The 26900-nt window shown below is 53.9% G+C and carries 29 protein-coding genes; 11 read left to right on the plus strand and 18 right to left on the minus strand.

The features are described 5' to 3' along the window. The first annotated feature begins 91 nt into the window (after nt 1–91). Nucleotides 92–406, plus strand: coding sequence for a Grx4 family monothiol glutaredoxin (gene grxD, locus AC0IM9_RS01955; protein WP_140913294.1), 315 nt, complete (start codon nt 92–94; stop codon nt 404–406). 83 nt (nt 407–489) lie between these two features. Here the strand turns inward: grxD and AC0IM9_RS01960 are convergent, their stop codons facing one another. Beyond that, nucleotides 490–1197 (minus strand): TPR end-of-group domain-containing protein, encoded by a 708-nt coding sequence (locus tag AC0IM9_RS01960; protein ID WP_140913293.1) that lies wholly within the window; start codon nt 1195–1197, stop codon nt 490–492. 86 nt (nt 1198–1283) lie between these two features. On the opposite strand from AC0IM9_RS01960, the gene AC0IM9_RS01965 reads away from it, so the two are divergent. Then, the gene (locus tag AC0IM9_RS01965; RefSeq protein ID WP_445370315.1) at nt 1284–1589 is read left to right on the plus strand and encodes a DUF2288 domain-containing protein; all 306 of its coding nucleotides are present in this window, start codon (nt 1284–1286) and stop codon (nt 1587–1589) included. Between the two features lie 57 nt (nt 1590–1646). Here AC0IM9_RS01965 and AC0IM9_RS01970 read toward each other — a convergent pair whose 3' ends face one another. Beyond that, the gene (locus tag AC0IM9_RS01970; RefSeq protein WP_445370314.1) at nt 1647–2291 is read right to left on the minus strand and encodes an HvfX family Cu-binding RiPP maturation protein; all 645 of its coding nucleotides are present in this window, start codon (nt 2289–2291) and stop codon (nt 1647–1649) included. Between the two features lie 83 nt (nt 2292–2374). On the opposite strand from AC0IM9_RS01970, the gene AC0IM9_RS01975 reads away from it, so the two are divergent. Continuing rightward, entirely contained in the window at nt 2375–2677 is a 303-nt protein-coding gene (locus AC0IM9_RS01975) for a cupin domain-containing protein (RefSeq protein WP_347568942.1), read from the plus strand. Here the strand turns inward: AC0IM9_RS01975 and AC0IM9_RS01980 are convergent. After that, entirely contained in the window at nt 2664–3956 is a 1293-nt protein-coding gene (locus tag AC0IM9_RS01980) for a DEAD/DEAH box helicase (protein ID WP_482802857.1), read from the minus strand. The genes AC0IM9_RS01975 and AC0IM9_RS01980 overlap by 14 nt on opposite strands. A 149-nt stretch (nt 3957–4105) precedes the next feature. Between AC0IM9_RS01980 and AC0IM9_RS01985 the strand changes: the two genes are divergently transcribed. Next, nucleotides 4106–4462: a PilZ domain-containing protein gene (locus AC0IM9_RS01985; RefSeq protein ID WP_278212322.1), complete on the plus strand. Its 357-nt coding sequence runs from the start codon at nt 4106–4108 to the stop codon at nt 4460–4462. A 3-nt stretch (nt 4463–4465) separates the two neighbouring features. Here AC0IM9_RS01985 and rapA read toward each other — a convergent pair whose 3' ends face one another. Then, the gene (gene rapA, locus AC0IM9_RS01990) at nt 4466–7231 is read right to left on the minus strand and encodes an RNA polymerase-associated protein RapA (protein WP_482802858.1); all 2766 of its coding nucleotides are present in this window, start codon (nt 7229–7231) and stop codon (nt 4466–4468) included. 201 nt (nt 7232–7432) lie between these two features. On the opposite strand from rapA, the gene AC0IM9_RS01995 reads away from it, so the two are divergent. Continuing rightward, entirely contained in the window at nt 7433–7870 is a 438-nt protein-coding gene (locus tag AC0IM9_RS01995; protein ID WP_278212324.1) for an NUDIX domain-containing protein, read from the plus strand. 60 nt (nt 7871–7930) lie between these two features. Here the strand turns inward: AC0IM9_RS01995 and dapB are convergent, their stop codons facing one another. From dapB to hrcA, 9 genes are all read right to left on the minus strand, one after another. Beyond that, nucleotides 7931–8737 (minus strand): 4-hydroxy-tetrahydrodipicolinate reductase, encoded by an 807-nt coding sequence (dapB, locus tag AC0IM9_RS02000; RefSeq protein WP_482802859.1) that lies wholly within the window; start codon nt 8735–8737, stop codon nt 7931–7933. 3 nt (nt 8738–8740) lie between these two features. After that, nucleotides 8741–9880, minus strand: a complete 1140-nt coding sequence (gene dnaJ / locus AC0IM9_RS02005; RefSeq protein WP_482802860.1) for a molecular chaperone DnaJ — start codon at nt 9878–9880, stop codon at nt 8741–8743. 171 nt (nt 9881–10051) lie between these two features. Next, nucleotides 10052–10198: a hypothetical protein gene (locus tag AC0IM9_RS02010; RefSeq protein ID WP_482802861.1), complete on the minus strand. Its 147-nt coding sequence runs from the start codon at nt 10196–10198 to the stop codon at nt 10052–10054. Between the two features lie 2 nt (nt 10199–10200). Continuing rightward, on the minus strand, nt 10201–10479 hold the full coding sequence (locus tag AC0IM9_RS02015; protein WP_482802862.1) for a DUF2442 domain-containing protein: 279 nt from the start codon (nt 10477–10479) through the stop codon (nt 10201–10203). Nucleotides 10480–10685: 206 nt separating this feature from the next. After that, nucleotides 10686–10781: a DUF4160 domain-containing protein gene (locus tag AC0IM9_RS02020; protein ID WP_482802863.1), complete on the minus strand. Its 96-nt coding sequence runs from the start codon at nt 10779–10781 to the stop codon at nt 10686–10688. A 217-nt stretch (nt 10782–10998) separates the two neighbouring features. After that, a complete protein-coding gene (locus AC0IM9_RS02025; protein ID WP_482802864.1) occupies nt 10999–11565 on the minus strand; it encodes a DUF6338 family protein in 567 nt (188 codons plus the stop codon). 119 nt (nt 11566–11684) lie between these two features. Further along, nucleotides 11685–13622, minus strand: a complete 1938-nt coding sequence (gene dnaK, locus AC0IM9_RS02030) for a molecular chaperone DnaK (protein WP_482802865.1) — start codon at nt 13620–13622, stop codon at nt 11685–11687. Nucleotides 13623–13693: 71 nt separating this feature from the next. Then, nucleotides 13694–14332: a nucleotide exchange factor GrpE gene (gene grpE, locus AC0IM9_RS02035; protein WP_140913283.1), complete on the minus strand. Its 639-nt coding sequence runs from the start codon at nt 14330–14332 to the stop codon at nt 13694–13696. A gap of 49 nt (nt 14333–14381) precedes the next feature. After that, entirely contained in the window at nt 14382–15422 is a 1041-nt protein-coding gene (hrcA, locus tag AC0IM9_RS02040) for a heat-inducible transcriptional repressor HrcA (protein WP_278212859.1), read from the minus strand. 324 nt (nt 15423–15746) lie between these two features. Here hrcA and AC0IM9_RS02045 point away from each other — a divergent pair, with 324 nt between their 5' ends. The 3 genes from AC0IM9_RS02045 (at nt 15747) to AC0IM9_RS02055 (ending at nt 19598) form a co-directional block, all read left to right on the plus strand. Next, nucleotides 15747–16973, plus strand: a complete 1227-nt coding sequence (locus AC0IM9_RS02045) for an HDOD domain-containing protein (RefSeq protein ID WP_482802866.1) — start codon at nt 15747–15749, stop codon at nt 16971–16973. Nucleotides 16974–16982: 9 nt separating this feature from the next. Beyond that, a complete protein-coding gene (locus AC0IM9_RS02050) occupies nt 16983–18206 on the plus strand; it encodes a SpoIIE family protein phosphatase (RefSeq protein ID WP_482802867.1) in 1224 nt (407 codons plus the stop codon). 66 nt (nt 18207–18272) lie between these two features. Then, a complete protein-coding gene (locus AC0IM9_RS02055; RefSeq protein ID WP_482802868.1) occupies nt 18273–19598 on the plus strand; it encodes a sensor histidine kinase in 1326 nt (441 codons plus the stop codon). Between the two features lie 25 nt (nt 19599–19623). On the opposite strand, the gene AC0IM9_RS02060 is transcribed toward AC0IM9_RS02055, so the two are convergent. The 3 genes from AC0IM9_RS02060 to AC0IM9_RS02070 are packed head-to-tail and all read right to left on the minus strand — an operon-like array spanning nt 19624 to nt 21254. Beyond that, on the minus strand, nt 19624–20331 hold the full coding sequence (locus AC0IM9_RS02060; RefSeq protein WP_140913279.1) for a dinitrogenase iron-molybdenum cofactor biosynthesis protein: 708 nt from the start codon (nt 20329–20331) through the stop codon (nt 19624–19626). Nucleotides 20332–20341: 10 nt separating this feature from the next. Next, nucleotides 20342–20650 carry a rhodanese-like domain-containing protein gene (locus AC0IM9_RS02065; RefSeq protein WP_140913278.1) on the minus strand — a complete coding sequence of 103 codons (309 nt, stop codon included), beginning with the start codon at nt 20648–20650 and terminating at the stop codon, nt 20342–20344. Between the two features lie 28 nt (nt 20651–20678). Continuing rightward, nucleotides 20679–21254: a hypothetical protein gene (locus AC0IM9_RS02070; protein WP_278212330.1), complete on the minus strand. Its 576-nt coding sequence runs from the start codon at nt 21252–21254 to the stop codon at nt 20679–20681. Between the two features lie 646 nt (nt 21255–21900). Between AC0IM9_RS02070 and AC0IM9_RS02075 the strand changes: the two genes are divergently transcribed. Then, nucleotides 21901–23388, plus strand: coding sequence for an alginate export family protein (locus AC0IM9_RS02075; RefSeq protein WP_482802869.1), 1488 nt, complete (start codon nt 21901–21903; stop codon nt 23386–23388). A 7-nt stretch (nt 23389–23395) separates the two neighbouring features. On the opposite strand, the gene AC0IM9_RS02080 is transcribed toward AC0IM9_RS02075, so the two are convergent. After that, a complete protein-coding gene (locus tag AC0IM9_RS02080; RefSeq protein ID WP_482802870.1) occupies nt 23396–24172 on the minus strand; it encodes an HAD family hydrolase in 777 nt (258 codons plus the stop codon). Nucleotides 24173–24372: 200 nt separating this feature from the next. Between AC0IM9_RS02080 and AC0IM9_RS02085 the strand changes: the two genes are divergently transcribed. Further along, nucleotides 24373–25050 carry a hypothetical protein gene (locus AC0IM9_RS02085; protein WP_482802871.1) on the plus strand — a complete coding sequence of 226 codons (678 nt, stop codon included), beginning with the start codon at nt 24373–24375 and terminating at the stop codon, nt 25048–25050. Between the two features lie 199 nt (nt 25051–25249). After that, nucleotides 25250–25738 (plus strand): glutathione peroxidase, encoded by a 489-nt coding sequence (locus AC0IM9_RS02090; RefSeq protein WP_482802872.1) that lies wholly within the window; start codon nt 25250–25252, stop codon nt 25736–25738. Nucleotides 25739–25741: 3 nt separating this feature from the next. On the opposite strand, the gene AC0IM9_RS02095 is transcribed toward AC0IM9_RS02090, so the two are convergent. After that, nucleotides 25742–26893 carry a flagella assembly protein FlgT middle domain-containing protein gene (locus tag AC0IM9_RS02095; protein ID WP_482802873.1) on the minus strand — a complete coding sequence of 384 codons (1152 nt, stop codon included), beginning with the start codon at nt 26891–26893 and terminating at the stop codon, nt 25742–25744. Nucleotides 26894–26900 lie beyond the last annotated feature (7 nt).

Raw genomic sequence — 26900 nt, forward strand, 5'->3', positions numbered from 1 at the left:
TGTAGTCTCCAGCCATGGTTTTGAAGTTGAACTTCTAATCCGCAATGGCGATCGATAGAATCCGAATAACGTTTAGCAACCGAGATCAACCATGAGTATTATTGAAAAAATTCAAAATCAGTTATCCGAAAACCGCGTATTGTTGTACATGAAAGGCACGCCTGAATTTCCACAATGCGGGTTTTCCAGCCGGGTGGTGCAAATATTGGATGCCTGTAACGCCGAATACAACCACTTCAATATTTTCGAAGACCAGGAATTAAGGGAAGCGCTGAAGGAATATTCGAATTGGCCGACTTACCCGCAACTGTATATCGACGGCCAATTGGTAGGCGGTTGCGACATCGTCACCGATTTGTACAACAAAGGTGAACTGGCGACCATGTTAGCTGGCGCCAAGCAATAAATCCTTACTCAACAAACCCCGCCCGGCGGTGCGCTCGCGGGGTTTGACCGCACCGGCAGGCGACTGCCGCCGACTAGCAAAGACTATTTCGAGTAGTAATCGAAATCTTCTTTCTTTTCCAATTTAAAACGCGGCTCAACGTCTACCGGCTGATCTTTGGTCTCGTCCGCCGTTGCCGGCTCCGGTTGTTTGCGCAGCTCCTCTAGAAAATCCTTGAACCACTGACTATCGATTACCGCGACCATGTCGGCGTCCTGCAAAATGTTCTGCTCGTCCGGCAAACTGCCGAATTCGCGAGCGGTTTGCAACGCTTTAAGGCAAGCATCGTGGTCGCCGCGTAACGCGTGAATGCAAGCCAAATTGTAAGCCGCACTGCCTTTTTGAATTGCTCCGGCCTTTTCGAAAAAGTCCTCGGCGAATTTGTACAACTCCGGCTTTGCCGAATCCGGACTGATGCGAGCCAGTTCCATGAAGGCGACGCCGCCGTCGATGGCCGCTCCCAGATAATGCGGTGCGGTCAGCAAGCAAAACGAAAATTTTGAAATCGCGTCTTCGTAGATTTCGATCGCTTGTTGTGCATCCAGACTTCTGGCTTCGTGTAACAGCCCAAATCCCCAGTGATAAAGTGCTTCGGATACAATCAAATGGTCGGCGATAACGCTAGCGAAGCCTTGGTAGGCGCCTTTATACAGTTGCTCGGCCTTGCTGCCTTCGCTTTTGCGGGCTTGAGCGACTTGTTTGATGGCGGCATCCAAGGTCGAACGCTTCTTAAATGAACTCAACAACGACATGAAAATTCCTCATTTCTGTTTTAAAACCGGGTTGCGATAAAATAGCGCAGCATACTACAACATCCCGCCACAACCGGAAAATGTAAATGAGCGAGACCGTAGCCGATCTGGAAAAAGCCAAGATGAATCTGGAAACGTCGACTATTCCCTGGTCGGAATTGCAGCGTTTTTTTGCCGCCGGCCTGGCAATAGCCGTTGCCGACGAATTGGATTTAATCGAGGTCGCCAGCCAATTTGCGTTGGATAACAAACGCCAGGTCGAGGCTTGGCTGAATGCCGGACAAGTCGGCCACGTTTCCGACGCCCAAGCTTCTGCCTGGGTCGCCGCCGACAGCTCGGTCTGGGCCGTGGTAGTCAAACCTTGGGTGCTGGTACAGAATTATCGCAACTGAAGCGTTACCGATGGATACCTTGCACCCAAGCAAGAGTTTGCCGGCGTGGCGATACTATCAGTCAATTCCGTACCGGCGGCGCAACCAATAATCGGCGCTGACAAAACGGCCACCGCCCAAGAAAAATAGAGCCAGCAGCATCACCAAATAAGTTGCGGCAAATTCGATGCCGTTATTCAAAACGACCAAGGCACCGTGTTCGGTGATCCAGTCGTAGTCGCCTTGCGACTGCAAAATTTCCTTGGCCCGCTCCAGGCGTTCGATCGCGCCGACCGTCCGGTCGGTGGCAAAAATTCCGCTGCCGGTGGCGATCGCCAGCCAACCGTTTTGCAAATGCGCGGTGACGGCGGCAACCGCCATGATCACCATCAACGGTAGGCAAATCGGCCGGGTCGCAAAACCCAATAACATACATAACGCTCCGACCAGTTCGAACAGCGCCACCAAAAACACCAGCACGTAAGGCGCGGGCAAACCTAAGCCCCAATCGCCATTGCCGAACCATTCGGCCGTATCGGAAAAATTGGCGAATTTCTTGGTCCCGGCCATCCAGAACACCGGGGCCAAATACAAGCGGATCAGCAGCGGTGCCAGAAAATCCAAGGCTTTGGCTTTGTCGCATAAGCGGCTGGACAGCCGCATCGCGTCGGGTATATTGCCGATGAAAGTCTGAATTAGTGTGTTAAACGGCGTAGTATTCATTCGTAACCTCCCCCAAATTTTTTATTTTTATCTGCCTTATGCGCATCAGCAGTTCGTCTATTTTTACAGGCATTCCAGTTCAGTTGCCAGATGAATTATGCCAAACCTTGCTCGCCGCGCCCAATCTGCGCATCGAGCGCATCGTCTCGCGCGGGCATTTCACAGAAACGGATGCCTGGTACGATCAGGCCTGGGACGAATGGGTCATGGTACTGCAAGGCGCTGCGCGGCTGAGTTTTAAAACGGCGCCAGCGCTAGAGATGTCTTCCGGAGACTATGTGATGATCCCGGCGCATTGCCAGCACCGGGTCGATTGGACCAGCCCGGACCAGGATACAGTCTGGCTGGCTATCCACATCGGCGCTGCCGCCGCTAACGAGGCTTAGCGGCGTTAGTGTTGCCGCGGCGCGGTTTGCGCGGCTGGCTGCGTTTGCCCGGTTCGGACTTTTCGGTACCGGATTGGGCGCGGCGCCCGGTTTGCTGCGGTTTGGACCGCGCCGCCACCGGCTTTGCGTTGCCAGACTCCAGCGACACTCGCGGATAACCGGTATCGGCGATGCGCGGAATCTGCCGTTTCAATAACTTTTCGATTGCCGCAAGCAGATGCGCCTCTTCCGGATCCACCAACGAAATAGCCTGCCCTTCGGCACCGGCGCGTCCGGTACGGCCGATGCGATGGACGTAATCTTCGGCAACCTGCGGCAAATCGAAGTTGACCACATGCGGCAATTGATCGATATCCAGGCCGCGCGCAGCAATGTCGGTCGCGATCAACGCGGTAATCGTGCCTTTCTTGAAATCGTCCAAAGCCCGAACCCGGGCGCCCTGGCTCTTGTCGCCGTGCAAGGCCGCGCAGCGAATGCCGTCTTTGATCAATTGCTTACATAAGCGGTCCGCACCGTGTTTGGTACGGACGAAAACCAACACTTGTTGCCAATGGCCGTGACCGATCAAATACGACAACAGTTCGCGTTTGTACTCGCGCTGAATGCCGTAAACCAATTGCGAAACAGTATCTGCGGCCGCATTGCGTTTGGCCACGGCGATCTCGACCGGGTCGTTCAGCAATTGCTCGGCAAGTGCGCTGATCTCCGGGGCATACGTCGCCGAAAACAACAGGTTTTGGCGTTTTTCCGGCAACAGCGCGATGATTTTGCGAATATCGCGGATGAAGCCCATATCCAGCATGCGGTCGGCCTCGTCCAACACGAAATGCTCGACACTGGACAGATCCAAATGCTGCTGCTGAATCAAATCCAGCAAGCGCCCCGGCGTCGCGACAACGATATCGGTGCCGCGGCGGATTTTCTGAATCTGCGGATTGATACTGACGCCACCGAAGATCGCCTCGGCAAACAAGGGCAAATGCCTGCCGTACGTTCTGACGCTTTCATAGACCTGCAGGGTCAGTTCGCGGGTCGGCGTCAACACCAACACCCTGACCGGCCGCGGCTTTTGCGGAATCGGCTGTTGCTGCAGGATGTGCAGTAACGGCAACGTGAAGCCAGCCGTCTTGCCGGTGCCGGTCTGCGCCCCGGCCAACACGTCACGCCCTTGCAAAATAACCGGTATCGCCTGCGCCTGAATCGGCGTTGGCGTCTGATAGCCTTGCTCGGCAACCGCTCGCAGCAGTTGCTCGGATAAGCCCAACTCTGAAAATAGCATGAATCAACCTATAACATGGCGCCCGCCAATCCGGACGCGAATCCAAAATATCCAGCACCGCTTTGCCAACCAAAAATCGGCAAAACCCGACTTTTTTATCTAAAATAACCACCCTAACAGGCAAGTTAATCTTTCTAAGGAGGCGCCCGATGACCGAGAAACGTAATCACCCAAGATTACAACCCAAAGGCCTGCAAGCCGGCCTGCGCTTTTACTCCGCTGAACAGGAAATCGCACTGGACGCCGATATTCTGGACATCAGTTACAGCGGAATTCGCGTCAGACTGAAACAACCGATCGCGGCAGAAATCATCGGCCATATCAAAATTACGATGACGCTGCCCGAATCCGGTACCTGCTTCAGCGTCCACGGCATCCTGAAACACCAACAAAACGACTCCGAATGCGGCGTGCATTACGTGGATCACATCGACGGCTCTATTGACGATGTGATGTTCGAATGCATCGAGCTGGATAACTCCACCGTATTTATCAAGACGCATTGACCGCTAACTGGTAATCACGAACCGCACCGCATCCAGCCGTAACTGGGTATCCTGGATGCATTCGTGAGACAGCATGGTTTTCTGTTTCAGTTGTTCGATTTCTTGCGGTTTGATACCCGGATTGATCTTTTTCAAGCGCACCAGCCGCTTGATCTCGCCGGTCAAGGCCGCGATCATCCGATTGCCGCTCTCGGTAACCAACCTTTGCATCTGTGCCGCAGCCAGCCGCTCGGCCACCAGGATCATGTCCTGAATGTGCTGGCGCTGGCTGTGCAAAAACTGGGCTACCTGCAGTTTATCGAAGCTGTCACCGGTCTCGGTCAGACTATCGTGGCCGACGGCCGCCGTCAGATCTTGTTTGTTTTGGTCGACCAGGATGCGGATCGGCGTGTGCGGCAAAAACCGACCGAGCTGCAATTCGGCCGGTGCACTGCATTCGGCCACGAACAATAGCTCCAACAAAAATTGCCCGGCTTTCAACTGCGGATGTTTGACCACGCTTACCGCCGCGTTACCGGTCTCGCTGGACAAAACCAAATCCATCGCCGACAAAACCATCGGATGCTCAGCCGTCAGAAACTGCATGTCCTCACGGGCCAAGGCGATGTCGCGGTCGACCGTGACGGTCAGGCCGTCGTCCTGCAGCATCGGGAAATGGGCGATGCGCAGGTTTTCGCTGGGCCATAAGATGTAGCAATCCCGGGAATGGTCCTCGACATCGACCCCATAACAATCGAACATCGCCTCCATGTAAGGCCACAAACTGCCGTCCCGCTCGTTCTGATAGATCGTTTCCACCAAATGCGCAGCCTCCTGCGGCCGGCAGGAATTAAGTTCCAGCAATAAATCGCGGCCCTTGTGCAGTTCTTCTTCCACCCGGCTGTTCAAGTCGCGGGTTTTGGCAAGCAACATCTCGATGGCGGCCGGTTCGCGCCCGTGCAATACCTGGTCCAATTCGCTGCCGAGCAATTTCAACACTTGTGCGGCCCCGGAACAATTATGTCTGAACGCATCCAAGCCTTCCTCGTACCAGCGGTAGAGCACATGCTGGGCGCTGCCGACCAGATAAGGGATATGGATCTGAATCACGTGCTTCTGCCCGATCCGGTCCAGGCGGCCGATGCGTTGTTGCAGTAAATCCGGATTTTCCGGCAAGTCGAACAGAATCAAATGCCTCACGAATTGGAAATTGCGGCCTTCGCTGCCGATTTCCGAACACACCAACAACTGCGCTCTGCTCTCTTCGTCGGCGAAAAACGCGGCGGCGCGGTCGCGCTCGACGATGCTCATGCCTTCGTGAAACACCGCCGCAGTATGACCGACATGGTGCCGTAGCAACTGTTCCAATTGGATTGCAGTGTCGGCCCGTTTGCAAATCAGCAAGGCTTTTTCGTCACCCAACGCTTTTAATTTAGCAACCAGCCAATGCAAGTACGGACTGTTGGCCAAATCGGCGCTATCCTCGCCCTGCAACGGATAGGCGTGGCGTTGCCGGTCGGGAAAGCCCTGTACGGTATGCCGCGAATTGCGATACAAAATCCGCCCGGTACCGTGGTGATCCAACAACAGCTTGATCAACTCTTCGCGCGCGCCACCGTCTTCTGCGTTGACTTGCTGCAACCAGTTGTCGACATTGTCGTGCTGCAGCAACTTTTGCAACAGCGCTTGCTGCTCGGCATCCAATCTTTCGCCGGCTATCAACAGATTCGCCAGGCGGGCGACCGGCTCGAACTGGCTTTCCTCAGCCAGAAATTGCTGAAAATCGTAAAAACGGTCCGGATCCAACAGGCGCAGGCGGGCGAAATGACTTTCCTTGCCCAATTGCTCCGGGGTAGCGGTCAGTAACACCAAGCCCGGCGCCGCCGCGGCCAGTTGCTCGACGAACAGATATTCTTCGCTCGGCGCCTCCGCGCTCCATTCCAGATGGTGGGCCTCGTCGACCACGACCAAATCCCAGCCGGCATCCAGCGCCTGCTCGCGCCGCTCGGGAAAGTCGGCGAAGAACTGCTGGCTGCACAGAATCAATTGCTCATGCAGAAACGGATTGCCTTCGTCGGCAAACGACATGCAGCGCGACTCGTCGAACAGGCTGAAACGCAAATTGAAGCGGCGCAGCATTTCCACCAGCCATTGGTACATCAGGCTTTCCGGCACCAGAATCAAGACCCGCCGGCTCAGTCCGTTGATCAAGCGGTGCTGAATGATCAAGCCGGCTTCGATGGTTTTGCCCAAACCGACCTCGTCGGCCAGCATGATGCGGGGCTCGGAGCGGTTTGCGGCCTGGTGGGCGATGTACAACTGGTGCGGAATCAGCGCAGCGCGGGCACCCTGCAAGCCTTTAACGGCGGATTGTTGATGTTGCTGTTGCCGGCGCCAGGTCTCGTAACGCAGCAAAAACCAGGCGGTCGGGTCGAATTGGCCGGTAAACAAGCGATCTTGCGGCTTGTTGAATTGAATATGGTGGTTCAATTCCATTTCGTCGACTTGCTGCAACTGACCGTCTTCATCCAAGCCGATATAGGTCAGCAGGCCGGCGTGTTGCTGTACCTGCTGCACCGTGATCTTGGCGTATTCCACCGATTCGATAACGTCGCCTGCGCTGAACTGGACCCGCGTCAGCGGCGCATTGTCCTTGGCATAGACCCGCCGGTCGCCGGTGGCTAAAAACAAGACGGTGACGCGATTGGCTTCGGCCTCGACGACCATGCCCAAACCCAGTTCCGATTCGGTGTTACTGATCCAGCGTTGGCCGGGAATAAATTCGTTCATGTATTTCTTTTTTATTTAATTTCCAGTCGGCACAGACTCGAGCCATCGGTCGGTTCCCCGATAGCACTATAGTCCGGCCGGCAGACATGCCAAACCGAAAACGCCGTTTTGCTGAGCCACGCACATTTCGGCTACCGGTATAAACCGGTATAAACTAACGCCAATCGATATTCTAACGTTTAACTCAGCCTCGTGACCGCTATGCCGAAACCGATTACACCGCTACTTGCCGCCGACATCCTGATCGAATTGATCGACCATCCGCAACGCCCGTTCGTATTGATCGAACGCAAATATCCGCCTTATGGTTGGGCGGTACCCGGCGGCTTCGTCGACGTCGGCGAGACCGTCGAACATGCGGCGATTCGGGAAGCGAAGGAGGAAACCGGATTGGACGTCGAACTGACCGCATTGCTCGGGCTTTATTCCAACCCGGCCCGGGATCCGCGTAACCACACCGTCACTGCCGTATATTTGGCAACGGCCCACGGCGAACCGTTGGCGGCGGACGATGCGAAAAATTGCGGATTGTTTACATTCGACAGTTTGCCGGCCGTTCTGGCTTTCGATCACGCCCAGGTTATCGCCGACTACCGGCATTATAAACTGGCCGGCGCAGTAACGCCGCTGCGAATATAAGATATTGCTGATTTTAAGACGTTGAGGCCGGGCTCGAACCCGGCCGTTACCGTGCCAGGCTCAAGTTTTCAAGCCCAGCACGTCCTGCATATCGAACAGGCCTTTGGGTTTGTCCGCCAACCAAATTGCCGCGCGAACCGCACCGTTGGCAAACGTCATCCGGCTGCTGGCCTTGTGAGTAATTTCGACCCGCTCGCCTTCGTCGGCAAACATTACCGTATGCTCGCCGACGATATCGCCGGCACGAATCGTCGAAAAACCGATGGTTTTGCGGTCGCGGGCGCCGGTTTCACCTTCCCGACCGTAGATCGCGCAGTCTTTCAGAGCGCGCCCCAACGCCGCCGCGACGACTTCGCCCATCCGCAATGCGGTGCCGGACGGCGCATCGACTTTATGGCGGTGGTGGGCTTCGATCACCTCGATATCGGTGTAATCGCCCATCACTTTCGCGGTCATTTCCAACAATTTGAGCGAGAGATTGACGCCGACGCTGAAGTTAGGCGCAATCACCATCGCCACGTCGTCAGCCGCGGCCACTATGGCCGCTTTCTGCGCGTCGGAATAACCGGTGGTACCGATCACCACTTTTTTCCCGGCCTGGCGGCAAATTTCGATGTAATTCATCGACGCGTCGGGCCGGGTAAAATCGATCAACACGTCGAAGCGGTCGGCAACCGCCGCCAAATCGTCGGTAACGCTTACCCCAGCCGGCGCCAGACCGGCCAATTCGCCGGCATCCCGGCCGACGGCCAGACTGCCCGGCCGCGATACCGCAACGGTCAATTCGGCCTGCTGGGCGGCCAGTGCCGCTTTGATCAAACATAAGCCCATGCGCCCGGAAGCGCCGGCAACCGCGATTCTTTGCATGGCTTATCCTGTCAGTTTGTCGAAGAAGTTTTTCACACCGTCCATCCAGCTGTGTTCTTGCGGACTGTGGTGTTTGCCGCCGCCGGACAAGGATTCGCCGAGTTTTTCGATCAAGGCTTTCTGGTCCTTGGTCAAGTGCACCGGGGTTTCCAGCTGCACTTTGCACAGCAAATCGCCGACTGCGCCGCCTCTGACCGGCTTGACCCCCTTGCCGCGCAAGCGGAACATGCGGCCGGTTTGAGTTTCCGGCGGAATTTTCAGCATGACCTTGCCGTCCAGGGTCGGTACTTCCAAATCGCCGCCCAGACAGGCCATCGGGAAACTGATCGGCACTTCGCAATACAAGTTGGCGCCGTCGCGGGTGAAAATCGGATGGTCCTTGACCTGAACTTGCACGTACAAATCGCCGGATGGGCCGCCGTTCAGGCCGGCCTCGCCCTCGCCCGCCAAACGGATGCGGTCGCCGGTATCCACGCCAGGCGGCACCTTGACATTGAGGGTTTTGGTTTCCTGCACCCGACCCTGGCCGTAGCATTTCGGGCACGGGTCCTTGATTTGCTTGCCGGTGCCCCGGCAGGTCGGACAGGTTTGCTGCACCGAGAAAAAGCCTTGCTGCATCCGCACCTGGCCGTGGCCGTGGCAAGTAGTACAAGTGACAGGACTGCTGCCCTTCTTGGCGCCGCTACCGTTACATTCGCCGCACGCGACCAGCACCGGTACCTTAACGGTGGCTTCGGTACCGCCGACTGCTTCTTCCAACGTCAATTCCAGGTTATAACGCAAGTCGGCACCGCGCTGTACGCTGCTGCGCTGCTGACGGCCGCCGCCGAAAATATCGCCGAAGACATCGCCGAAAATATCGCTGAAACTCTCGGCCCCGGTAAAACCGCCACGACCGCCGCCCATTGATGGATCGACACCGGCATGGCCGAATTGGTCGTAAGCCGAGCGTTTTTTCGAGTCCGACAACACCTCGTAAGCTTCCTTGATCAGCTTGAATTTTTTCTCGGCCTCGTCCGGATTATCCTTGTTGCGGTCCGGATGGTATTTCATCGCCATCTTGCGATAGCTTTTTTTAATTTCGGCTTCGCTGGCGTTGCGATCCACTTCCAGCAGTTTGTAAAAATCTTCTTTTGCGGCCATTTTTATATTAAATACGAATTGCTTTTTTAATTGTTCTAACCGGATAATCTAAAACTAATTATCCAGGAATATTAGGCATCATCTTGATTGAGCCATCTCTCGAAACGTTTTTCCACCTCTTGGTGCGAAACACAGCCTTAGGTTTCTACACGCTGTAGGCTTCTTTGAATCTTAATTAACTACGTACTGACTGTATTTTGACTGATCGCTTAATAACTCGCGCGCTTTTATCGCCACAATTTCCGCGGAAATACATTCAACCAAGCCATCATCTATTTCTTTAGCTCGTCGCGATGCTTCATCAAGGGCATCTTTCATAGCTATGCCGCAGACTCGATATATCCGTTGTGTTCAAGTCGATTTAAGTACAAATCGATCACTGGAAAACACAAGTCATAATCACCCCAAACCAATTCGCCATATTCGATATGAAAGTCTGAAAACTTGGCAACATCAAGATAAGCACGTATATCTGGATGTTTTGATCGCACCAGAAAGTTTTTAAAATCGACAGTCTGTTGCTTTCCGTCATCAAATTGCAGACTGATACGATAATCGCCCAAAAAAGTAGCAGAGCTTATGTTAATAGTTTGATTCATTTTAGCCGCCTGCAAATACGTTCGGAGTGAATCGATTTATGCCAAACGAAATAGTCTATCCATTTCTGTACTATTTCAACCGCTCTCGCACTGACAATTTCGCGAAAATATTGCAACTCGCGTTCGGACAACATTTCACGACCGGTCACTTGCAAATAACGGATACTATCAATTTGCCCATCGGTCAAAATAATTTCCGCTTTAGCCTATCGGCCTTGGCATTTGCCATGGACATGCACCGGTTCATGTTCATTGGCGTAAAACATGATGATCAGGCCAAAATATTCGTAGAGTTTTGGCATTTTTCATCTCGCCTATTTATTCAACAATGTAGCTCCGATGAGCGTTAGCGTAATCGGACCTACGCGGGCTAGCTAGCTTACCCACCCGTTGCAGGCGGCGGCGGCGGCGGCGGCGCAGGCCTCAGTTTAGGTGCATGAGGATTACTATTTTTTGTTTCAACCTGACCATCTCCAGTCTGAACTGGAGGCGGAGGCGGAGGCGGATTTGAACCTTTTCTCATGTTACTTCTCCGTCGATATTATTCATAAACTCAACCCACTTAATGTCAGCGACATTTACGAGTATTCCATCCACGTTTTTCAGCTCTATTGTAGAGCCATCATCTCCCAACCATATCGGCTGCATGATGTAAAAGTGTCCTTTATCATATTGCGTTGGCCATTCTTTGGGCCACCCATATAATCGCCGACCATCTTTAAAATGGAGAACAATATAAGCAATATGTTCTGAAAAAACACCAACCCACTCCGACGGAAAAGAGGTTCTGGTTGTAAATCCAACCCGCCTAAGCTTTTTATGAAAAGAATCAGTGTTTATATAATAGGCAAGCAAAACGCCAATAATTATCGCAATTACGAGCCTCACAAAATTTTCAGCAGATCGATCCCATACGCCTAATTGAACGAATTTACCAAAAAAACAAAGTGCTGACTTTGCTGGTGGAATCAGTGCCTGAACAACAAACGTAAAGATAAGTGCTTGAATAATCCGCTCAAATTGAGATGGCTTGACTTGAGAAGTCAAGCCATAAAGGACCCAAGCGGAAACGAAACCTGGAAGCAAAAAACAAGCAGCGCTATAGCTTCTTTTTCTAATTCCGGCATTTAAAATTATCCTTGAGTCAATCTGTTGCCATTGTTCAAGACTTTAGGCGGATCGGCTTTTGCGATCCGCCCTACACCTTACTTCTTATCGTCCTTAACTTCCTCAAACTCAGCATCGACCACATTGTGATCGGGCTCGGCTTGTTGGCCGCCGGTCGCGTGTTCGTGAGCACCGGCGGCAGCCGCTTCGGCGCCGCCTTTTTGGGCGTAGACGCGTTCGGCCAGTTTACCCGATAGCTCGGTCAAGGCGTTGGTTTTGGCTTCGATGGCGTCTTTGTCATCGGTTCTCAGTACCGCATTCAGGTCTTTGATCGCCGCTTCGATCGCCGATTTTTCATCGCTGCTGACTTGGTCGCCCAATTCTTTCAGCGATTTTTCGGTGGCGTGAATCATGCCTTCCGCCGAGTTGCGGGCCGAGACCAGTTCTTTCAGCTTACGGTCTTCGTCGGCGTGGGCTTCGGCGTCCTTGATCATGCGTTCGACTTCGTCGTCCGACAAACCGCTGGAGGCTTTAATCACGATGGATTGTTTTTTGCCGGTGGCTTTGTCTTTGGCCGAGACGTTCAAGATACCGTTGGCGTCGATGTCGAACGACACTTCGATTTGTGGGATGCCGCGCGGTGCCGGCGGAATGTCCTGCAAGTCGAACCGGCCCAACGATTTATTGCCGGATGCCATTTCCCGCTCGCCTTGCAACACATGCACGGTGACCGCGGTTTGATTGTCGTCCGCCGTCGAGAAGGTTTGCGAAGCGTTAGTCGGGATCGTGGTGTTCTTCTCGATCAATTTGGTCATTACGCCGCCCAGGGTTTCGATACCCAGCGACAACGGAGTCACGTCCAGCAGCAACACGTCTTTAACGTCGCCGCCCAATACGCCGGCCTGAATTGCTGCACCCAACGCCACGGCTTCGTCAGGGTTGACGTCTTTGCGCGGTTCTTTGCCGAACAATTCCTTAACGAAAGCTTGCACTTTCGGCATCCGGGTTTGACCGCCGACCAGAATCACGTCGTTGATTTTTGCTGTGGAAATGCCGGCGTCTTTAATCGCCTGCAGACATGGGCCCTTGGTGCGCTCGATCAGATCGTCGACCAGCGATTCCAGTTTGGCGCGGGTCAGTTTGACGTTCAAGTGTTTCGGACCGGAGGCATCGGCGGTGATGTACGGCAGATTGATGTCGGTTTGTTCAGCCGAAGACAATTCGATTTTGGCTTTTTCCGCTGCTTCTTTCAGCCGTTGCAAAGCCAAAGGATCGTTGTGCAAATCGATGCCGGTGTCTTTTTTGAACTCGCCGGCCAGGAAATCGATGATGCGCAAGTCGAAGTCTTCGCCGCCCAGGAAGGTGTCGCCGTTGGTCGCCAATACTTCGAATTGGTGCTCGCCTTCGATTTCGGCGATCTCGATGATGGAAATATCGAAAGTACCGCCGCCCAAGTCATAGACCGCGATGGTGGTGTCGCCTTTCGGTTTGTCCATACCGAACGCCAACGCTGCCGCAGTCGGCTCGTTGATGATGCGTTTGACGTCCAGACCGGCGATGCGGCCGGCGTCTTTGGTGGCTTGACGTTGCGAGTCGTTGAAATACGCCGGTACGGTGATGACCGCTTCGGTGACTTCTTCACCCAAAAAGGCTTCGGCGTCTTTTTTCAGTTTCATCAACACCCGGGAAGACACTTCCGGCGGCGCCATTTTTTTACCGTGGCATTCCACCCAGGCGTCGCCATTGTTGGCTTCCATGATTTTGTAAGGCACCATTTTGATGTCTTTTTGCACCGCGTCTTCTTTGAAACGACGACCGATCAAACGCTTGATCGCAAACAAGGTGTTTTCCGGATTGGTGACCGCCTGACGCTTGGCGGATTGGCCGACCAAGACTTCGTTATCGTTGGTAAAGGCGATAATGGAAGGCGTGGTGCGGGCGCCCTCGCTATTTTCGATGACCCGCGCGGTGCCGTTTTCCAGTACGGCGACGCAGGAGTTGGTGGTTCCTAAATCGATACCGATCATTTTGCCCATTGAAATTCTCCAGACTTGAATAAGAGGTAAGTTAAAAAGTTGTTAGCGATATGCGGTTGATCGTTGGATTTTCAAGCCTGCTCATCGATTTTTGCACTATCGGCGGGTTTGTCGGCGGCCTTGGCCACCACCACCATGGCCGGGCGTAGCAACCGGCCGTTTAAAACGTAACCTTTTTGAAATACGTTCAATACCGAATTCGGTTCGGCCGTTTCGCTGGGCTGCATCACCATGGCCTGATGGAATTCAGGATTGAACGGCTGGCCCAACGGATCGATGGTTTCGATATTGAACTTGGCAAACACCGATTCGAATTGTTTGACGGTCAGCAAGCTGCCCTCGCGCAACTTGACCACTTCCGGGCTGTCGCCGCTGGCGGCCTGAATGCCCAATTCCAGACTGTCCAGCACACTGAGCAATTCTTTAGCGAATTTGGCCAAGCCGTATTTACGTTCGTCGTCCAAATCCTTTTGTACCCGTTTTTTCAAATTCTCCATTTCGGCTTGGGTCCGCAACGCTTTATCCAGATTAGCCGCCGCCTGTTGTTGAGCTTGTTCCAATTGCTGGCGTAAGGACTCGATACCGACCGTCTCTTCGCCTGCCGTTTCTTCTGCCGCCGCTTCTTCGAAGGCAGGCTTGGTTTGCTCCAATACCTCGGCGATCAATTCGCTATCGGGTTGCTGTTCGTGACTCGATTGCTGGTGACTCATAGTTTCTCCATGGTTCTAATTTTTTGAGTTGGGCTAACGATAAGGGCTTTTATTTCGGATTCAAGGCCGCGCCCAATAATTTTGCGGTTACGTCGACGAACGGAATCACCTTTTCGTAAGCCATCCGGGTCGGGCCGATCACGCCGAGCACGCCGACCACTTCGTCGTTGACCGAATACGGCGCGGTCACCAGGCTGCAACGCTCGAACACGCTATAGCCGGACTCTTCGCCGATAAAAATCTGAACGCCGTCGGCCTGCAGACATTGGTCCAACAAATGGATTACCCCGTGTTTTTGGCTGAAGGCTTCGAATAACTGTTTGAGCCGCTCCATGTCTGACAGCTCGGAAAAACCCATCAAATTGGTTTCGCCGCTCAACACATAATCGTCGTTGGGCTGCTGCGCGAAGGCCAATTGCGCCATATTCACCGCATCGATCATGCCCTGGTTGACCGAATGCCGATCTTTTTCCAGGTCCTTCACCACTAATTCCCGAATCTTGGCCAGACTGCGGCCGGAGAAAACCGAGTTCAAATAATTGGCAGCCTGCTGCAATTCGGCCGCAGAGAATTGTTTTTCGGTGTGGATGATCTTGTTATGAACTTCTTCGGTGTCGGTGACAAAAATCACCAGAATCCGGGTGCTGGACATCGGCAAAAATTCGATGTGCCGTAACGAAACGCTGTCGCGGCGCGGCAAAGTGACCACCCCGGCCATTTTGGTGACGTCGGACAACAGCTTGGAGGCCTTGCCCAATAGATCGCTGGCCGTCTCGGTCTCGCTATGCAACCCAGCCTGTAACTGGTCGAGTTCGTTGGAAGCCAAAGGTCTGACAGTCAGCAGACTGTCGACGAACAGACGGTAGCCGCTGACCGTCGGCACCCGCCCGGCGGAGGTATGCGGCGAATGGATCAAGCCCATCTCTTCCAAATCCGCCATCACGTTGCGGATGCTGGCCGGACTCAATTTCAAATTCGGGTCCTTGGAGAGCAAGCGCGAGCCGACCGGTTGGCCGTCTTGGATATAACGCTCCACCAGGGTTTTTAGCAAATAAAGCGATCGTTCGTTTAAATCCTGTCCGCCAGCCACATTCGATACCTTCAAAATTCGTTAGCACTCCACATTGCCGAGTGCCAGCAGCAAAGCTATCAGTTGCCCAAAACCTTGTCAATGTCGCTAAATCCTCGCCGACACCCGACAGAACCGGCGGTGGGCCGCATTTTTGGCGGCAGCGTCGATTTCCAGCCGATCGGCGTCAGACAAAGTGGCCGCTCTTATCTAAACTTAGCGCTCCTGACTGCTGACTCGCCCCGACCGATGCCTTTCATTCCGAAACGCCAGACCGATTATCGCTTGCACTGTCCGCGACACCCGGCTGCGAGCGGAAGCACTGGGCCGACTTAAGGAAAACGCGTGGACGCCAAAAAACACATCCTATTTGTCGATGACAACGAAAATGTGATTAGCGGCATTCAACGTCAACTGCGACCTTACCGCGAACAATGGAGCGTGTATTTCGCCACCTGCGGCAAACAAGCCTTGGAGATCATGCAGCATCAACCCATCGATTTGATCGTCAGCGACATGATGATGCCGGAAATGCGCGGCGACGTGTTGTTGAAACGGGTGGCCGACATCTACCCTGCTACGGTGCGTATGATCCTTAGCGGCTACGCCGACGAAGAAACGTTGAGTCGTGGCCTGGAAGTGGCTCACCAGTATTTGACCAAACCCTGTAGTGCCGAAGTATTGCGGGAAGCAATCACCCAAGTTTTCAAAACCCAGGATTACGTCAATAACCCGCGGATCGCGGCGGAAGTCGGCGAAGCCAGCCATTTACCGAGTTTGCCGAAAATCTACCACGACCTGAACGCCGCTATTGCCGACGAACGCGTCACCAACTTGCAAATCGCCGAAATCTTCGCCAAGGACATGGTGCTTTCCGCCAAGCTGCTGCATCTGGTCAATTCGCCGTATTTCGGTCTGCAACGCACCGTATCGAATCTGACCGACGCAATTAATCTGATCGGCCTGAAAAAACTCAACAGCCTGGTGTTATCGGTCCATATCAAGACCGCCTTCCCCGTCAGCGACCCGGAAATGGAGCGCTACATGGAATACCTGTGGCAAGACGCCAGCCGGGTTGCAGAACTGGCAAGGCTGATCTCACTATCGGAACAGCAAACCGGTGACAAGCCGGATCAGGCCTATGTCGGCGGGTTATTGCACAACATGGGTTTGCTTATTTTCATGTCGCGCGGCGGGGACAAATTCAAAATGCTCCGGGAGCAAACCACCCGCAGCAACACCCCCGTGGCCGCACTGGAAACTGAGATTTTCGGTTTTACCCGCTCAGCTGCGGCAGCTTACGTCTTGAGTTTATGGAAAATTCCTGCCCTGATCGTGGAATCGATCTTGTGGCAAAACGCGCCGAGCGAATCCGAATACCAGACGGTCAATGAGTTAACCGCAGTGCATGTTGCAGCTTGCCTGGCAAATCCGACAGAACGGCCGGGCAACGACCGCTTGTTCGAGATGCAGTTGGACGAAAGCTACCTGCAGCGAATCGGCCGACTGCATCGCCTCGCCGATTGGCAGACGCTGGCCGAAAAAGTAACCGCGTTCTTCGAAAAAAAATAGGAGCGAGCAATGGCGGACAATACACCGGAAAAAATTCTGTGCGTCGACGACGAAAACAACATGCTCCAATTGTTTAAACGCACTTTGGGCCGCCAGTTCGACTTATATACCGCCAGCTCGGCCACAGAAGCTTTGGCGATACTGCGCCGCGAATCCGATATCGCTGTGATTATGTCGGATTACGCCATGCCCGGAATCAACGGTTTGGATTTTCTGAAGCAGGCCGGGGAATTGTCGCCCGACAGCGTGCAAATCATACTGACCGGTAATATCGAACTCGACATCGCGATCAAAGCGATTAACGACACCCATGTCTTTCGCTACTTACCGAAACCCTGCCCGCTGGAAGTGACTAGAAAGGTCATCGGCGACGCAATTGCACAATACAATCTGGTCATTTCCAGACGCCAGTTAAGCATTCAACTCGAGCAGAAAAATCAGGAATTGCAGCAACGAAATGCCGAATTGGCGGAAAAACAGGCGCTGCTGGAACACGAACTGGAAGCAGCCAAAATCGTCTGCAGCAAGTTCGGTAAATACGGCTACCAAGTACCGGACGGATTGGAGTTTTTTCTATCGGCCAAAGACGGGGTCGGCGGCGATTTTATCTTGAACGCCGTCAGCCGCGACGGCCAGGCTTTTTACCTGATGCTGGGCGATTTGACCGGCCACGGTCTGCAATCGGCCCTGGGCGGTTTGCTGGTCACCGAGATTTTCGACCAGCAATGTTTGGATCATCCGCCATTGGAAGAACTCGTCGGTATCATTAACCGGAAAATGTGCCGCAAATTGCCGACCGGTTTATTCTGCGCGGCATCGCTGATTAAACTGGATTTGGCAACCGGCCGGTTTCGGGTATGGAATGGCGGCATGCCCGATATCTTCCTGTTCGACAGCTACGGCAAGCTCATAGAAAACTTGCATTCCGCCAATCTGCCGCTCGGCATTGTCTCCGGCAGCGGCTTGACCGACAACATCTCCGAATACGATATCAGCGGAATCGAATCGATTTTTGCCTACAGCGACGGGGTCACCGACCAAATCGGCAACGATCTGAGTTTGTTCGGTGCCGACAGGCTGCAACAGGCATTGACGGACACCCCGCCCGGCATGCGCCGGATCGACCATGTAGCCGAACGCTTGCACCTACATCGCCAGCAACAGTCGCAAACCGATGACATATCGATGGTTGACATCCATCTGCCAAGCATCCAACGGGCACTGACCCGCTAACGACCGATAGCGCCTGCCGGCCGCATTGTGGATTAAACTGAATCTAAGCCAATTCGGATTTTAAGTATGTTTATCGAAACCGAAGACCATTCCAGAATTTTGATCGTGGACCCCGATCCTGCTTTACGCGACGAGCTCGACTTGATGTTCAATGGCGACACGGCCGCGTCGCTGCAGAACGCTACCGAAACCCTGAGCTACATTTTTCAGGGCCGTACCGGCGGAACCGCGGCTGAAGCGGATATTTGTCTCGGCCTGGAATCGGACAAGCCTTACCAATTGATCTTTGTCGAAAACGAATTGCCGGATGGCGAAGGCATCGAGTTAATCCGCCGTCTGTGGCTAATCGATCCCAATTTGCACGCGGTACTCTGTAGCAGCGGACCAACCTTGAATTGGCAGCAAGTGGTCGCCAAACTCGGCGAAAGCGACCAGTTATTGATCTTGGAAAAACCGTTCAGTGCGCTGGAGTTGCGCCAGATAGTTCACGCCGTGTTACGCAAGTGGCAATTGAACCGGCAATCGCAACACATCATGCGCTACATGGACCAACAAATCGAGCTGCGCACCCAAGCGATCGAGCAAGCCAACAAAAACCTGCTGCAAGCCGAAAAACTGGCGGCGGTAGGCCAGCTTGCCGCCGGCATCGCCCATGAAATCAACACGCCGGCCCAATACGTCGGCGACAACATCAAAGCCATCGGCGACTTTTTCGGCAGCATTACCCGTCTGCTGGAACAGTACCGCAAACTATTATCGGCCCAGGCAGATAACAGCCCACTGATCGACGCCCTGGAGCGTAAAGAAGATCTGGCGTTTATTCTGGAAGACGCACCGTTAGCCATCGAACAATCATTGGAGGGGATATCGCAAATCGTCCGTATCGTCCAAGCGATGAAAGGTTTTTCCCACAGCGGCCAAAGTAATGCCGGCTGGATTAACGTCAATCTGGCGCTGGAGAATACGTTGCTGATCGCCCGCAACAGCTACAAATATATCGCCGAGATCGAAACCGATTTTGCCGAGGTGCCGAATATAGAATGCTTCCCCGGCGAACTAAACCAGGTGTTTTTGAACATCGTTATCAACGCGGCTCAAGCGATCGAGGATGGCGAAACAGGCCACGGCCGGATTCGGATCAGCACTGCAAGCGTCACCGATGGCGTCGAAATCCGGATCGCGGATAACGGGCCTGGCATTCCTGAGCCGCTTCAAGACCGAATATTCGATCCGTTTTTTACGACCAAAGATGTCGGCAAAGGCAGCGGCCAAGGTTTGTATATCGCTCACCGCATCATAAATCAGCAGCACGGCGGCTCGCTGAGTTTCGTCAGCGCAGCCGGCCAAGGCACCACCTTCCTGATCCGACTGAACCGGCAACTGCCCAAGTAAGCTGATTGCCGGCCGGTTTGCTTGATTATTCCTGCAATACGAAGCGTTTGCGTTCTTCGGCAGTTTTGCCCAATGCCTTAGCCATCCAAGGCGGCGGCGCGTCGAACACTTTCTGAAACTCGCGCAATTGATCGGTCGCTTCGATCACGTCCGGAATCTTGATCGGGTAAATGTCGGCGCGGATCACTTTAGCCGCTGCCGGACCACCGATCGATTGCACGAACAGCACGTGGCAATCCTTGATCAGTTCGGCGCGAAACAGGTTTTTATCCTCGGCCGCGTCGGCATCGACGGTGGAACGGATATCGACCAAGCGCATATCGTCGCGCGACAATTGGTATACCAGGAAGCGGATGCAGGAGCCGAAATGGCCGTTCAATGAAGCGCCGCTGTTGGAAGCAATCGCGACCCGAATCGACTCCGGCAAATCACCGTCTTTGTACGGTTGAATTTCCGGCAAGCCCTCGTCACCATCTTCTTCGCCCCAAAGATAACGCACGGCCAGTTTGATATTGGCCAAGCCGATATCGATGTCCTCGCCGTCCTCCTCGCCGTCGTGGCTGCCGATTCCGGTCTTTAAATTGGTGACGGTGATCGTCTTCAATTTCTCGTCCGACAGCGGCGAGCCGGCCTTTTCGTGCAAGATGCCGATTAGCGTTGCGATATCGACTCCAGGCAGCACCCGCGACGCCAACGCAATCCGCAACGCCAAATCTCGTGATAATTGTTCCATAGCCTTACCTTTATAGTTTGTGCTGCTCTTTCCAGTCGGCGTAACCGCCGGCCAGACTGTAAACCGCTTGAAAGCCGAAATCGCCGAACATTTCCGCCAAATGTTCGCTGGCGTGGCCGTAATAGCAGTAAATCAGCAAGGGCTTGGTCTTATCGCCCTTTCTGAGCAGGGAATCGCGCAATTGTTCGTGTACATGCATGGCGTTGTCGATATGACCGGCCCGGTAATCCTTCAGATCGCGGCAATCTAAAATCATCGGTTGCTGTTCGGCTATCAAATGTTCCGATTCGGCAACCGAAACCGTTTTAAAGTTTTTCATGCTCGCTCCCGACCTGGATAAAGCCGGTTTACACCGGTCCGTAGCTGGCTTCGCGCTTGACTTCGATGGTTTTGCTTAAAGCCGTTTGGTAGTCCACCGTCTCCGCCTTAAATTTAAAATCTTTGGCGGCTTCATATACCGTCACCACCTTGTCTTCGGCAGATTGACCTTTCAGGTCGGCCTTTTCGATGTACAGCAATTCCATGGTTTCGTTCCAGACCATGCCTTCGCTGTAGGGCACTAATTTGAATTTGACACCGCCGATTTCGACTTCCAAATTGCTGCCAATATTTTCGACGTACACCAAAGCCAGGGTTTCAGGAGTCAAACCCGCTTTGTACTTTTCTACGAACACTTGCAGTGAGTCGAGCTTATAAACCACGCCGTTGACGAACAAGATCTTCTCGTTATCAGCCAGCATCGCCGCTTGATGAATCAACAACTTCGGCGGATTACGATCGTTAGGATTGGTGGCGCCTTCGCGCATAGCGCCTTCTACCAACACCAGATCGCCGCGCCAGGCGGATACTCCGGCCGTACTGGTTTTGCCGAGCACGGAAGTAATAGTCAAAAGGCCTTGGCTGTCGTAGCTCTCGAGTAACATCGGGAAAGTCTCCTGTCGGATGAATGAAATCGTATTACTGTGCTGCAAAGCAAGAGGCTTGCCAGCTTGCCAAATCCTTATCATTCTTAGGATTATTCAAAGACAGCCGCATTTCTGCAGCGGAAAAACAAGCCAATTCAGCCGGCCTATGACCGACATTGTCGCAAACACGACATCACACCAGAACCTTTGCCGAAGTTTATGTAAGGTTTGCGACCAGGTTTTGCATGAAACCGCTGCGGCAACAGCCTGGGCCCGGCCAGCTTGATGTCGTTTACTCGGCTTCGATTACCGACACTGTGACGGCAACTTCTTGATTCCTGCCTGCGGGGTCTAGCCCGGTCGGCAGCTGTTCCAACATGGAATATCAAAATAATGAGCCCCTCCCAAACGACCGATGACGCCGCCGCAACGACTATCTCGCCTAACCGCGGCCTCGGGCCCGATTTCTTTGATCCGGCGGTGATTATTACCAAGCCGGAAACATACTATTCTCATTCTTCGTTATTTACGCAAAGATATAACGATGAGTAAGCTAATACCGTACTTAACCAAACCAGAGCCACAAACAGGGCGCCCGAAACAAATGGACTTAGACGTACGCTTGATCGGGCAACGGATCAACTTCGATGAATAAGGTTTAAAGATGAAACCACTACCCACCTGTAACCCACTGACAACATTGGCGGCCGGCAGTCTTTACTTGGCCAGCGCGGCAACTGCAGTCGGAGCTGCGGAACAGAAAACCTACAGCCGGCCGCCATTCGCTCCGTTTTCCAGTCAAATGCCCGATGCCTTGCTGGGAAACGATAAATACGAAAAGCCGGTTTGGAATTTGCACGATAGCCTTGGATTACCGAAATGGCTGGCAATCGGCTTGGAACAGCGCACACGCTACGAAACCTTGGACAATGCCTTCAAAGCCAACGGCAAAGGCAGCGACCAGCAAATTGCGCTGCAAAGCGATCTTTGGCTACAAGCCAGTTTCAACGCCTTTCGCCTCGGCGCGGAATTTCTGGATGCCAGAGCCTTGGCTGCCGACGGCGGTTCCGGCATCAACAATACCCTCGCCGACCAGGCAGACTTTCTCCAAGGCTATCTGGCCTGGGCCAGGCAGAATATGTTCTACAGCGGACTCGGCTTTGAAATGGTCGCCGGTCGGCAAACGCTGAATTTGGGCAGCCGACGCCTGATTGCTCGCAACGCCATGCGCAATACCATCAACAGCTTTACCGGTATCAAATTGCGCTTGTTAGATTACGACACCTGGCAATTCACCGGATTTGTGACAATGCCGGTCAACCGCTACCCGACGGCAGCGATCGATTTGCTGGCGGAAACTCATGAATTCGACGAGGAAGACAGCCACACTTGGTTTTCCGGAGGCTTTTTTGAACTTTACAATTTAGCCTGGCACACCAGCGCCGAAGTTTATTTGTACCATCTGGACGAAGGCGACAGCATCCGCAATCAGACTCGCAACCGGCGCTACTTTACGCCCGGCGCCCGCTGGTTTATCAAACCGGCCAAGTCGCAGTTCGACTTTCAACTGGAAACTATCGGCCAGTTCGGCACCGTAAGAGCCAGCAGCGGCAGTCGAGACGGACTTGACCAGAACCACTCGGCTTGGTACCAACATGCCGACATCGGTTATAGCTTTGACACAGCCTGGTCCCCGCATCTGACACTGGAATACGATTATGCTAGCGGCGACGACAATCCCCACGACAATAAAGACCAGAGGTTCGATACCTTATACGGCGCCCGCCGCTTCGAGTTCGGCGCCACCGGCATCTACGGCGCGTTTGCCCGCACCAACATCAACTCGCCCGGCGCCCGCATCACATTTTCGCCGCGAAGCGACCTGCAAGCATCGGTTTCCCATCGCTTGTTCTGGCTGGCCTCGCCGACTGACAGTTGGGCCGGCACCGGCTTGCAGGACAAAACCGGCCGCAGCGGCGATTCGGTCGGCCAACAGTTGGAATTGACGGCGCGTTGGGATTTAAACAGCAGCCTGAATTTCGAAACCGGCTGGACTCACCTGTTCAAAGGCGAATTCGCCAGGATTGCCCCGTCCGCGCCACGGACACCGGATACGGATTATTTCTACGTGCAAAGCTTGTTGAGATTTTAGGCCGGCCTCAGGCTGCGCCGAGCGGCGATAAGTCGTCTGCCAAAAAGTATTCGAGCTCTAGCGGCAAACACCCTTCCGCCTCGGCCAGCACTTTGTCCTGCGGCAGGTTGTAGCCCCACAAGGCAAAGCCGAGACGCAAGTCGGCAAGTTCCGCATGCTGCAAAACGTTCTGCAATGAAGGCAGACGGTCTTCGACAAAATAAATCGGCCGACCGGGGTACGAACGCTTCAGACCTTTCAATACGTCCGGTTTGCTCATATTCCGGTCCAGACCGAAAATACGTTCGGCAGCGAGCTCGATGTGATTCGCGTTTAAGATTTTTTTTACAAAACGTTCTTGTTTGGTCGTAACCACATACCAGTCATGGTTCGAACCCAACCGACGCAACTTGTCGGCGATACCTGAAAACAACGGATTTACGGCAATCCAACCGGCCTTATCCTGCGCGATCCATTGGTCGCGAGTGTCTCCAAACAACTGCTTCAAACCTTCGACCGTCAATCCGGCCGCCGTCATAATTTGATTGGCTTTTTCGCTGTAGCCAGCATAAATCGACTCTATGCTCTCTCCCGCATACAACAAACGAATCACCAGAATCGCCTCGTAGCCGGTTTCTATGATGGGACGCACGGCGCGAAAACGTTTGACGACTTCCGGCGGCGCAATGCCAGTCATGCCGCTCCAAATTGTGGCAGCAGCCTTCCAGCCAGTCAGCGCGGTTTCCAGCGCGCTATCGCAAATCACGCCGTCGAAATCCAGCGCATAGATAGTTGAATCAGTCATCAATACATCAGAAATACACAAAACAGGCGCTCATTGTACCGGACCCAGCCGCCGATAAACGCGACCGCGTCACCAAGCCGGAAAAAACCCGGCCAAAATCAACAATTTCAACGAATTATGTTATAAGTCGCACCAGATAGCCGTCACAACACCGCGGGTTTGGTCGCGACGCCGAAGGTTATCCGGTCGCTGAAGGAGGCTTGGCGGCCATTATAAAAAATCAACGCTGCCCAAATTGGACGCAGGGTCGGCTGGGAAAAATAACAACACTCTTTCAAAGGAGGACCGTCATGTTGGTAACTTTATCGATTCTGGGTATTTCGCTGCTGGTATTGGGCATTCTGGCCTGGGCTTTGCTCGGCCGTCGCAAAAAAGCCAATGCGGCCGCGGCGGAGTTGAAACCGTCGGCGACGCAGGCGATGTCGGCAACCGCTGATACAGCGCCGCAACAAGCGCAAACGACTCCGGCAACCGCGGCCGTAGAACCGGCAACATTTACAAAAACCGAGCCGGAACTGGCAAGCACGGCCGCCGCTAAACCAGCGGACACGGCATACACCGAGCAACCGCCGGAAGATTCGGTTTTGCACCGTCATTACGACGCCATGCATTCGCTCGCCTCCGCGGCCGAAACCCATTCGGATATTCCACCCATCCAGACCGCCGCCGCCATAGCAACACCGGCGGTCGCAGCAATGGCATCCACATCTGCCTTACCGCAGGATTCTGTCCTGAGAAGGCATTTTTTGGCACACATCACCCGCGAGATTGAAAGCGAACTACCTGCCAAACCGGCTGACTCTGTCCTGAAAAGGCATCACGAGGCCATGGTCGCCCACAAGCTGCAACAATATCTGGCACGGTTGCAATCGGTTTAAGCGACAGGTTTTGTTTTGACAAATCCGCGGCCAACGGTAAGCTTTCTCCGTTAGCGCCGCGGCGCACTCAACCCACTAACGAAAATATCGTTTCCGCCATCGGCAAATTTTCGGAAAACCCGCACACTTCCAAACCCCGTATCATGCCAACATGGCTCCGCCCACTAAATCACCGACATCTACCAGCGAAGTTTTCCCTATGAGCGATATCTACCAATTTTCCGTCTTGAATATTCGCGGCGAAAGCGTGTCTCTGGAGCAATTTCACGGCAAAGTCCTGATAGTGGTCAATACTGCCAGCCGTTGCGGCTTTACTCCGCAATACCGTGGTTTGGAAGCGTTATACCAGACCTACAAAAGCCGCGGACTCGAGATACTGGGATTTCCGTGCAATCAATTCGGCCAACAGGAGCCGGGTTCCAACCGCGAGATAGCCGATTTTTGTGAAGCAAACTACGGCGTCAGTTTTCCGCTATTTGCAAAAGTTGACGTTAACGGTGCCACCGCTGAGCCCTTGTTTCAATACCTCAAAGCTAAGGCGCCCGGTTTCTTGGGCAGCCAGTCGATCAAATGGAATTTTTGTAAATTTTTGATTGGTCGCGACGGTACCGTCCACCGCCGTTACGCACCTTTCGTACCGCCGTCCACGCTAAGCAAGGATATTGAGCGACTTCTGGCTAGGTCTTAGACCTTACGGCGAAGCAAAACTTTTCACCCAGTCTCCCGGTCGAACCACCCGAGTCGCCCCCGAGTCCAGACTACCGGCCGCCGTGTTGGCACTAACTTCCGAGACGGTCAAAATTCCGATCGACTCGCTCATTCCGCGTCCATCCGGCGCAATCCCGGCAGCGGAAAATATCATCAACTTGTCTCCCGCTTTGATTTTGTCCTGAGCACCGGCCGCGATCACGATTCGGTTATGGGTCGACTCCAGCACGCGGGTCGTGAATGGGTAACAGCCGAATAGCCGATGCAAATCCGCACTGGCCTGCTGAATCAATTCGTCGATTTTATGCCCGGACGGCGTGTCGTTGAAACGCTCGCTGCCGACGTTATAGCCGTTCGGCAGCGACACGTCGCCCAGGATAGAGGCACTGTAACGCTGCTGGAATAACAGCGCGCCGCTGAAACCATCGTGGACGAAGACGTCGAAATCGATACTGCGTCGACCGATAAATTCCCTGGTCATGGATTTGATTTCCGCCAACACCCCCGTACCCCGCACATATTCGGTCGATTCGGTGCGAAACCCGCGTATCACGCCGGACAACACGAACTGGGCATTGTATTGGCGGGCGACGTTAACGATCACCGACTCGGCCGAGCCTGTCGGCGACAGGATTTCCGGCGCGATGTCGGGGCGGGAATACAATACGGCGTTGGTCAGATTACGGCCGATAAAATCGCCGGTTTCCATTAAGCGATTATTGATTTCGCGCGGGATACCGCTAAACAAATCCTGGCTTTCGCTGCTACTCACCTGTTCGGCGTTCATTATCGGAAAACCGGTAGCAACGATCTTTTTGCGGTAAGGCGAAGCACAATGCTGACGCTCGGACAATACTGCCAAGGCCTGAACCCGGTAGACCTCGCCGTCTTGCCATTCGTCAACCACCTTGACGTCACTGATGACCGACCCGACGTTGCTGCGTTTCAACTGCGAAGAAGCGCGCATCACTGCGTCGTCGATCGCTGCACGCCGGGCTTCCTCGACACCGCCGACGCCGATTTGCGCAGCCCCTTGCACAGTGGTTTGGCGGCCCGACGCGTCAACCGCCCCGTCGCCGGCGCCGTATTTACGCATCAACGAGCCGTCGCAGGCGACCAATAGGATCGCCAACATCGGTGCA

Source organism: Methylomonas sp. Uni0011, from assembly GCF_056850255.1.

Bases quoted from the DNA above. Each gene is read 5' to 3' on its own strand.
- grxD (WP_140913294.1), top strand. From the start codon at position 92: ATGAGTATTATTGAAAAAATTCAAAATCAGTTATCCGAAAACCGCGTA.
- AC0IM9_RS01960 (WP_140913293.1), bottom strand. From the start codon at position 1,197: ATGTCGTTGTTGAGTTCATTTAAGAAGCGTTCGACCTTGGATGCCGCC.
- AC0IM9_RS01965 (WP_445370315.1), top strand. From the start codon at position 1,284: ATGAGCGAGACCGTAGCCGATCTGGAAAAAGCCAAGATGAATCTGGAA.
- AC0IM9_RS01970 (WP_445370314.1), bottom strand. From the start codon at position 2,291: ATGAATACTACGCCGTTTAACACACTAATTCAGACTTTCATCGGCAAT.
- AC0IM9_RS01980 (WP_482802857.1), bottom strand. From the start codon at position 3,956: ATGCTATTTTCAGAGTTGGGCTTATCCGAGCAACTGCTGCGAGCGGTT.
- AC0IM9_RS01985 (WP_278212322.1), top strand. From the start codon at position 4,106: ATGACCGAGAAACGTAATCACCCAAGATTACAACCCAAAGGCCTGCAA.
- rapA (WP_482802858.1), bottom strand. From the start codon at position 7,231: ATGAACGAATTTATTCCCGGCCAACGCTGGATCAGTAACACCGAATCG.
- AC0IM9_RS01995 (WP_278212324.1), top strand. From the start codon at position 7,433: ATGCCGAAACCGATTACACCGCTACTTGCCGCCGACATCCTGATCGAA.
- dapB (WP_482802859.1), bottom strand. From the start codon at position 8,737: ATGCAAAGAATCGCGGTTGCCGGCGCTTCCGGGCGCATGGGCTTATGT.
- dnaJ (WP_482802860.1), bottom strand. From the start codon at position 9,880: ATGGCCGCAAAAGAAGATTTTTACAAACTGCTGGAAGTGGATCGCAAC.
- AC0IM9_RS02010 (WP_482802861.1), bottom strand. From the start codon at position 10,198: ATGAAAGATGCCCTTGATGAAGCATCGCGACGAGCTAAAGAAATAGAT.
- AC0IM9_RS02015 (WP_482802862.1), bottom strand. From the start codon at position 10,479: ATGAATCAAACTATTAACATAAGCTCTGCTACTTTTTTGGGCGATTAT.
- AC0IM9_RS02020 (WP_482802863.1), bottom strand. From the start codon at position 10,781: ATGCCAAAACTCTACGAATATTTTGGCCTGATCATCATGTTTTACGCC.
- dnaK (WP_482802865.1), bottom strand. From the start codon at position 13,622: ATGGGCAAAATGATCGGTATCGATTTAGGAACCACCAACTCCTGCGTC.
- grpE (WP_140913283.1), bottom strand. From the start codon at position 14,332: ATGAGTCACCAGCAATCGAGTCACGAACAGCAACCCGATAGCGAATTG.
- AC0IM9_RS02050 (WP_482802867.1), top strand. From the start codon at position 16,983: ATGGCGGACAATACACCGGAAAAAATTCTGTGCGTCGACGACGAAAAC.
- AC0IM9_RS02055 (WP_482802868.1), top strand. From the start codon at position 18,273: ATGTTTATCGAAACCGAAGACCATTCCAGAATTTTGATCGTGGACCCC.
- AC0IM9_RS02060 (WP_140913279.1), bottom strand. From the start codon at position 20,331: ATGGAACAATTATCACGAGATTTGGCGTTGCGGATTGCGTTGGCGTCG.
- AC0IM9_RS02065 (WP_140913278.1), bottom strand. From the start codon at position 20,650: ATGAAAAACTTTAAAACGGTTTCGGTTGCCGAATCGGAACATTTGATA.
- AC0IM9_RS02070 (WP_278212330.1), bottom strand. From the start codon at position 21,254: ATGTTACTCGAGAGCTACGACAGCCAAGGCCTTTTGACTATTACTTCC.
- AC0IM9_RS02075 (WP_482802869.1), top strand. From the start codon at position 21,901: ATGAAACCACTACCCACCTGTAACCCACTGACAACATTGGCGGCCGGC.
- AC0IM9_RS02080 (WP_482802870.1), bottom strand. From the start codon at position 24,172: ATGACTGATTCAACTATCTATGCGCTGGATTTCGACGGCGTGATTTGC.
- AC0IM9_RS02090 (WP_482802872.1), top strand. From the start codon at position 25,250: ATGAGCGATATCTACCAATTTTCCGTCTTGAATATTCGCGGCGAAAGC.
- AC0IM9_RS02095 (WP_482802873.1), bottom strand. From the start codon at position 26,893: ATGTTGGCGATCCTATTGGTCGCCTGCGACGGCTCGTTGATGCGTAAA.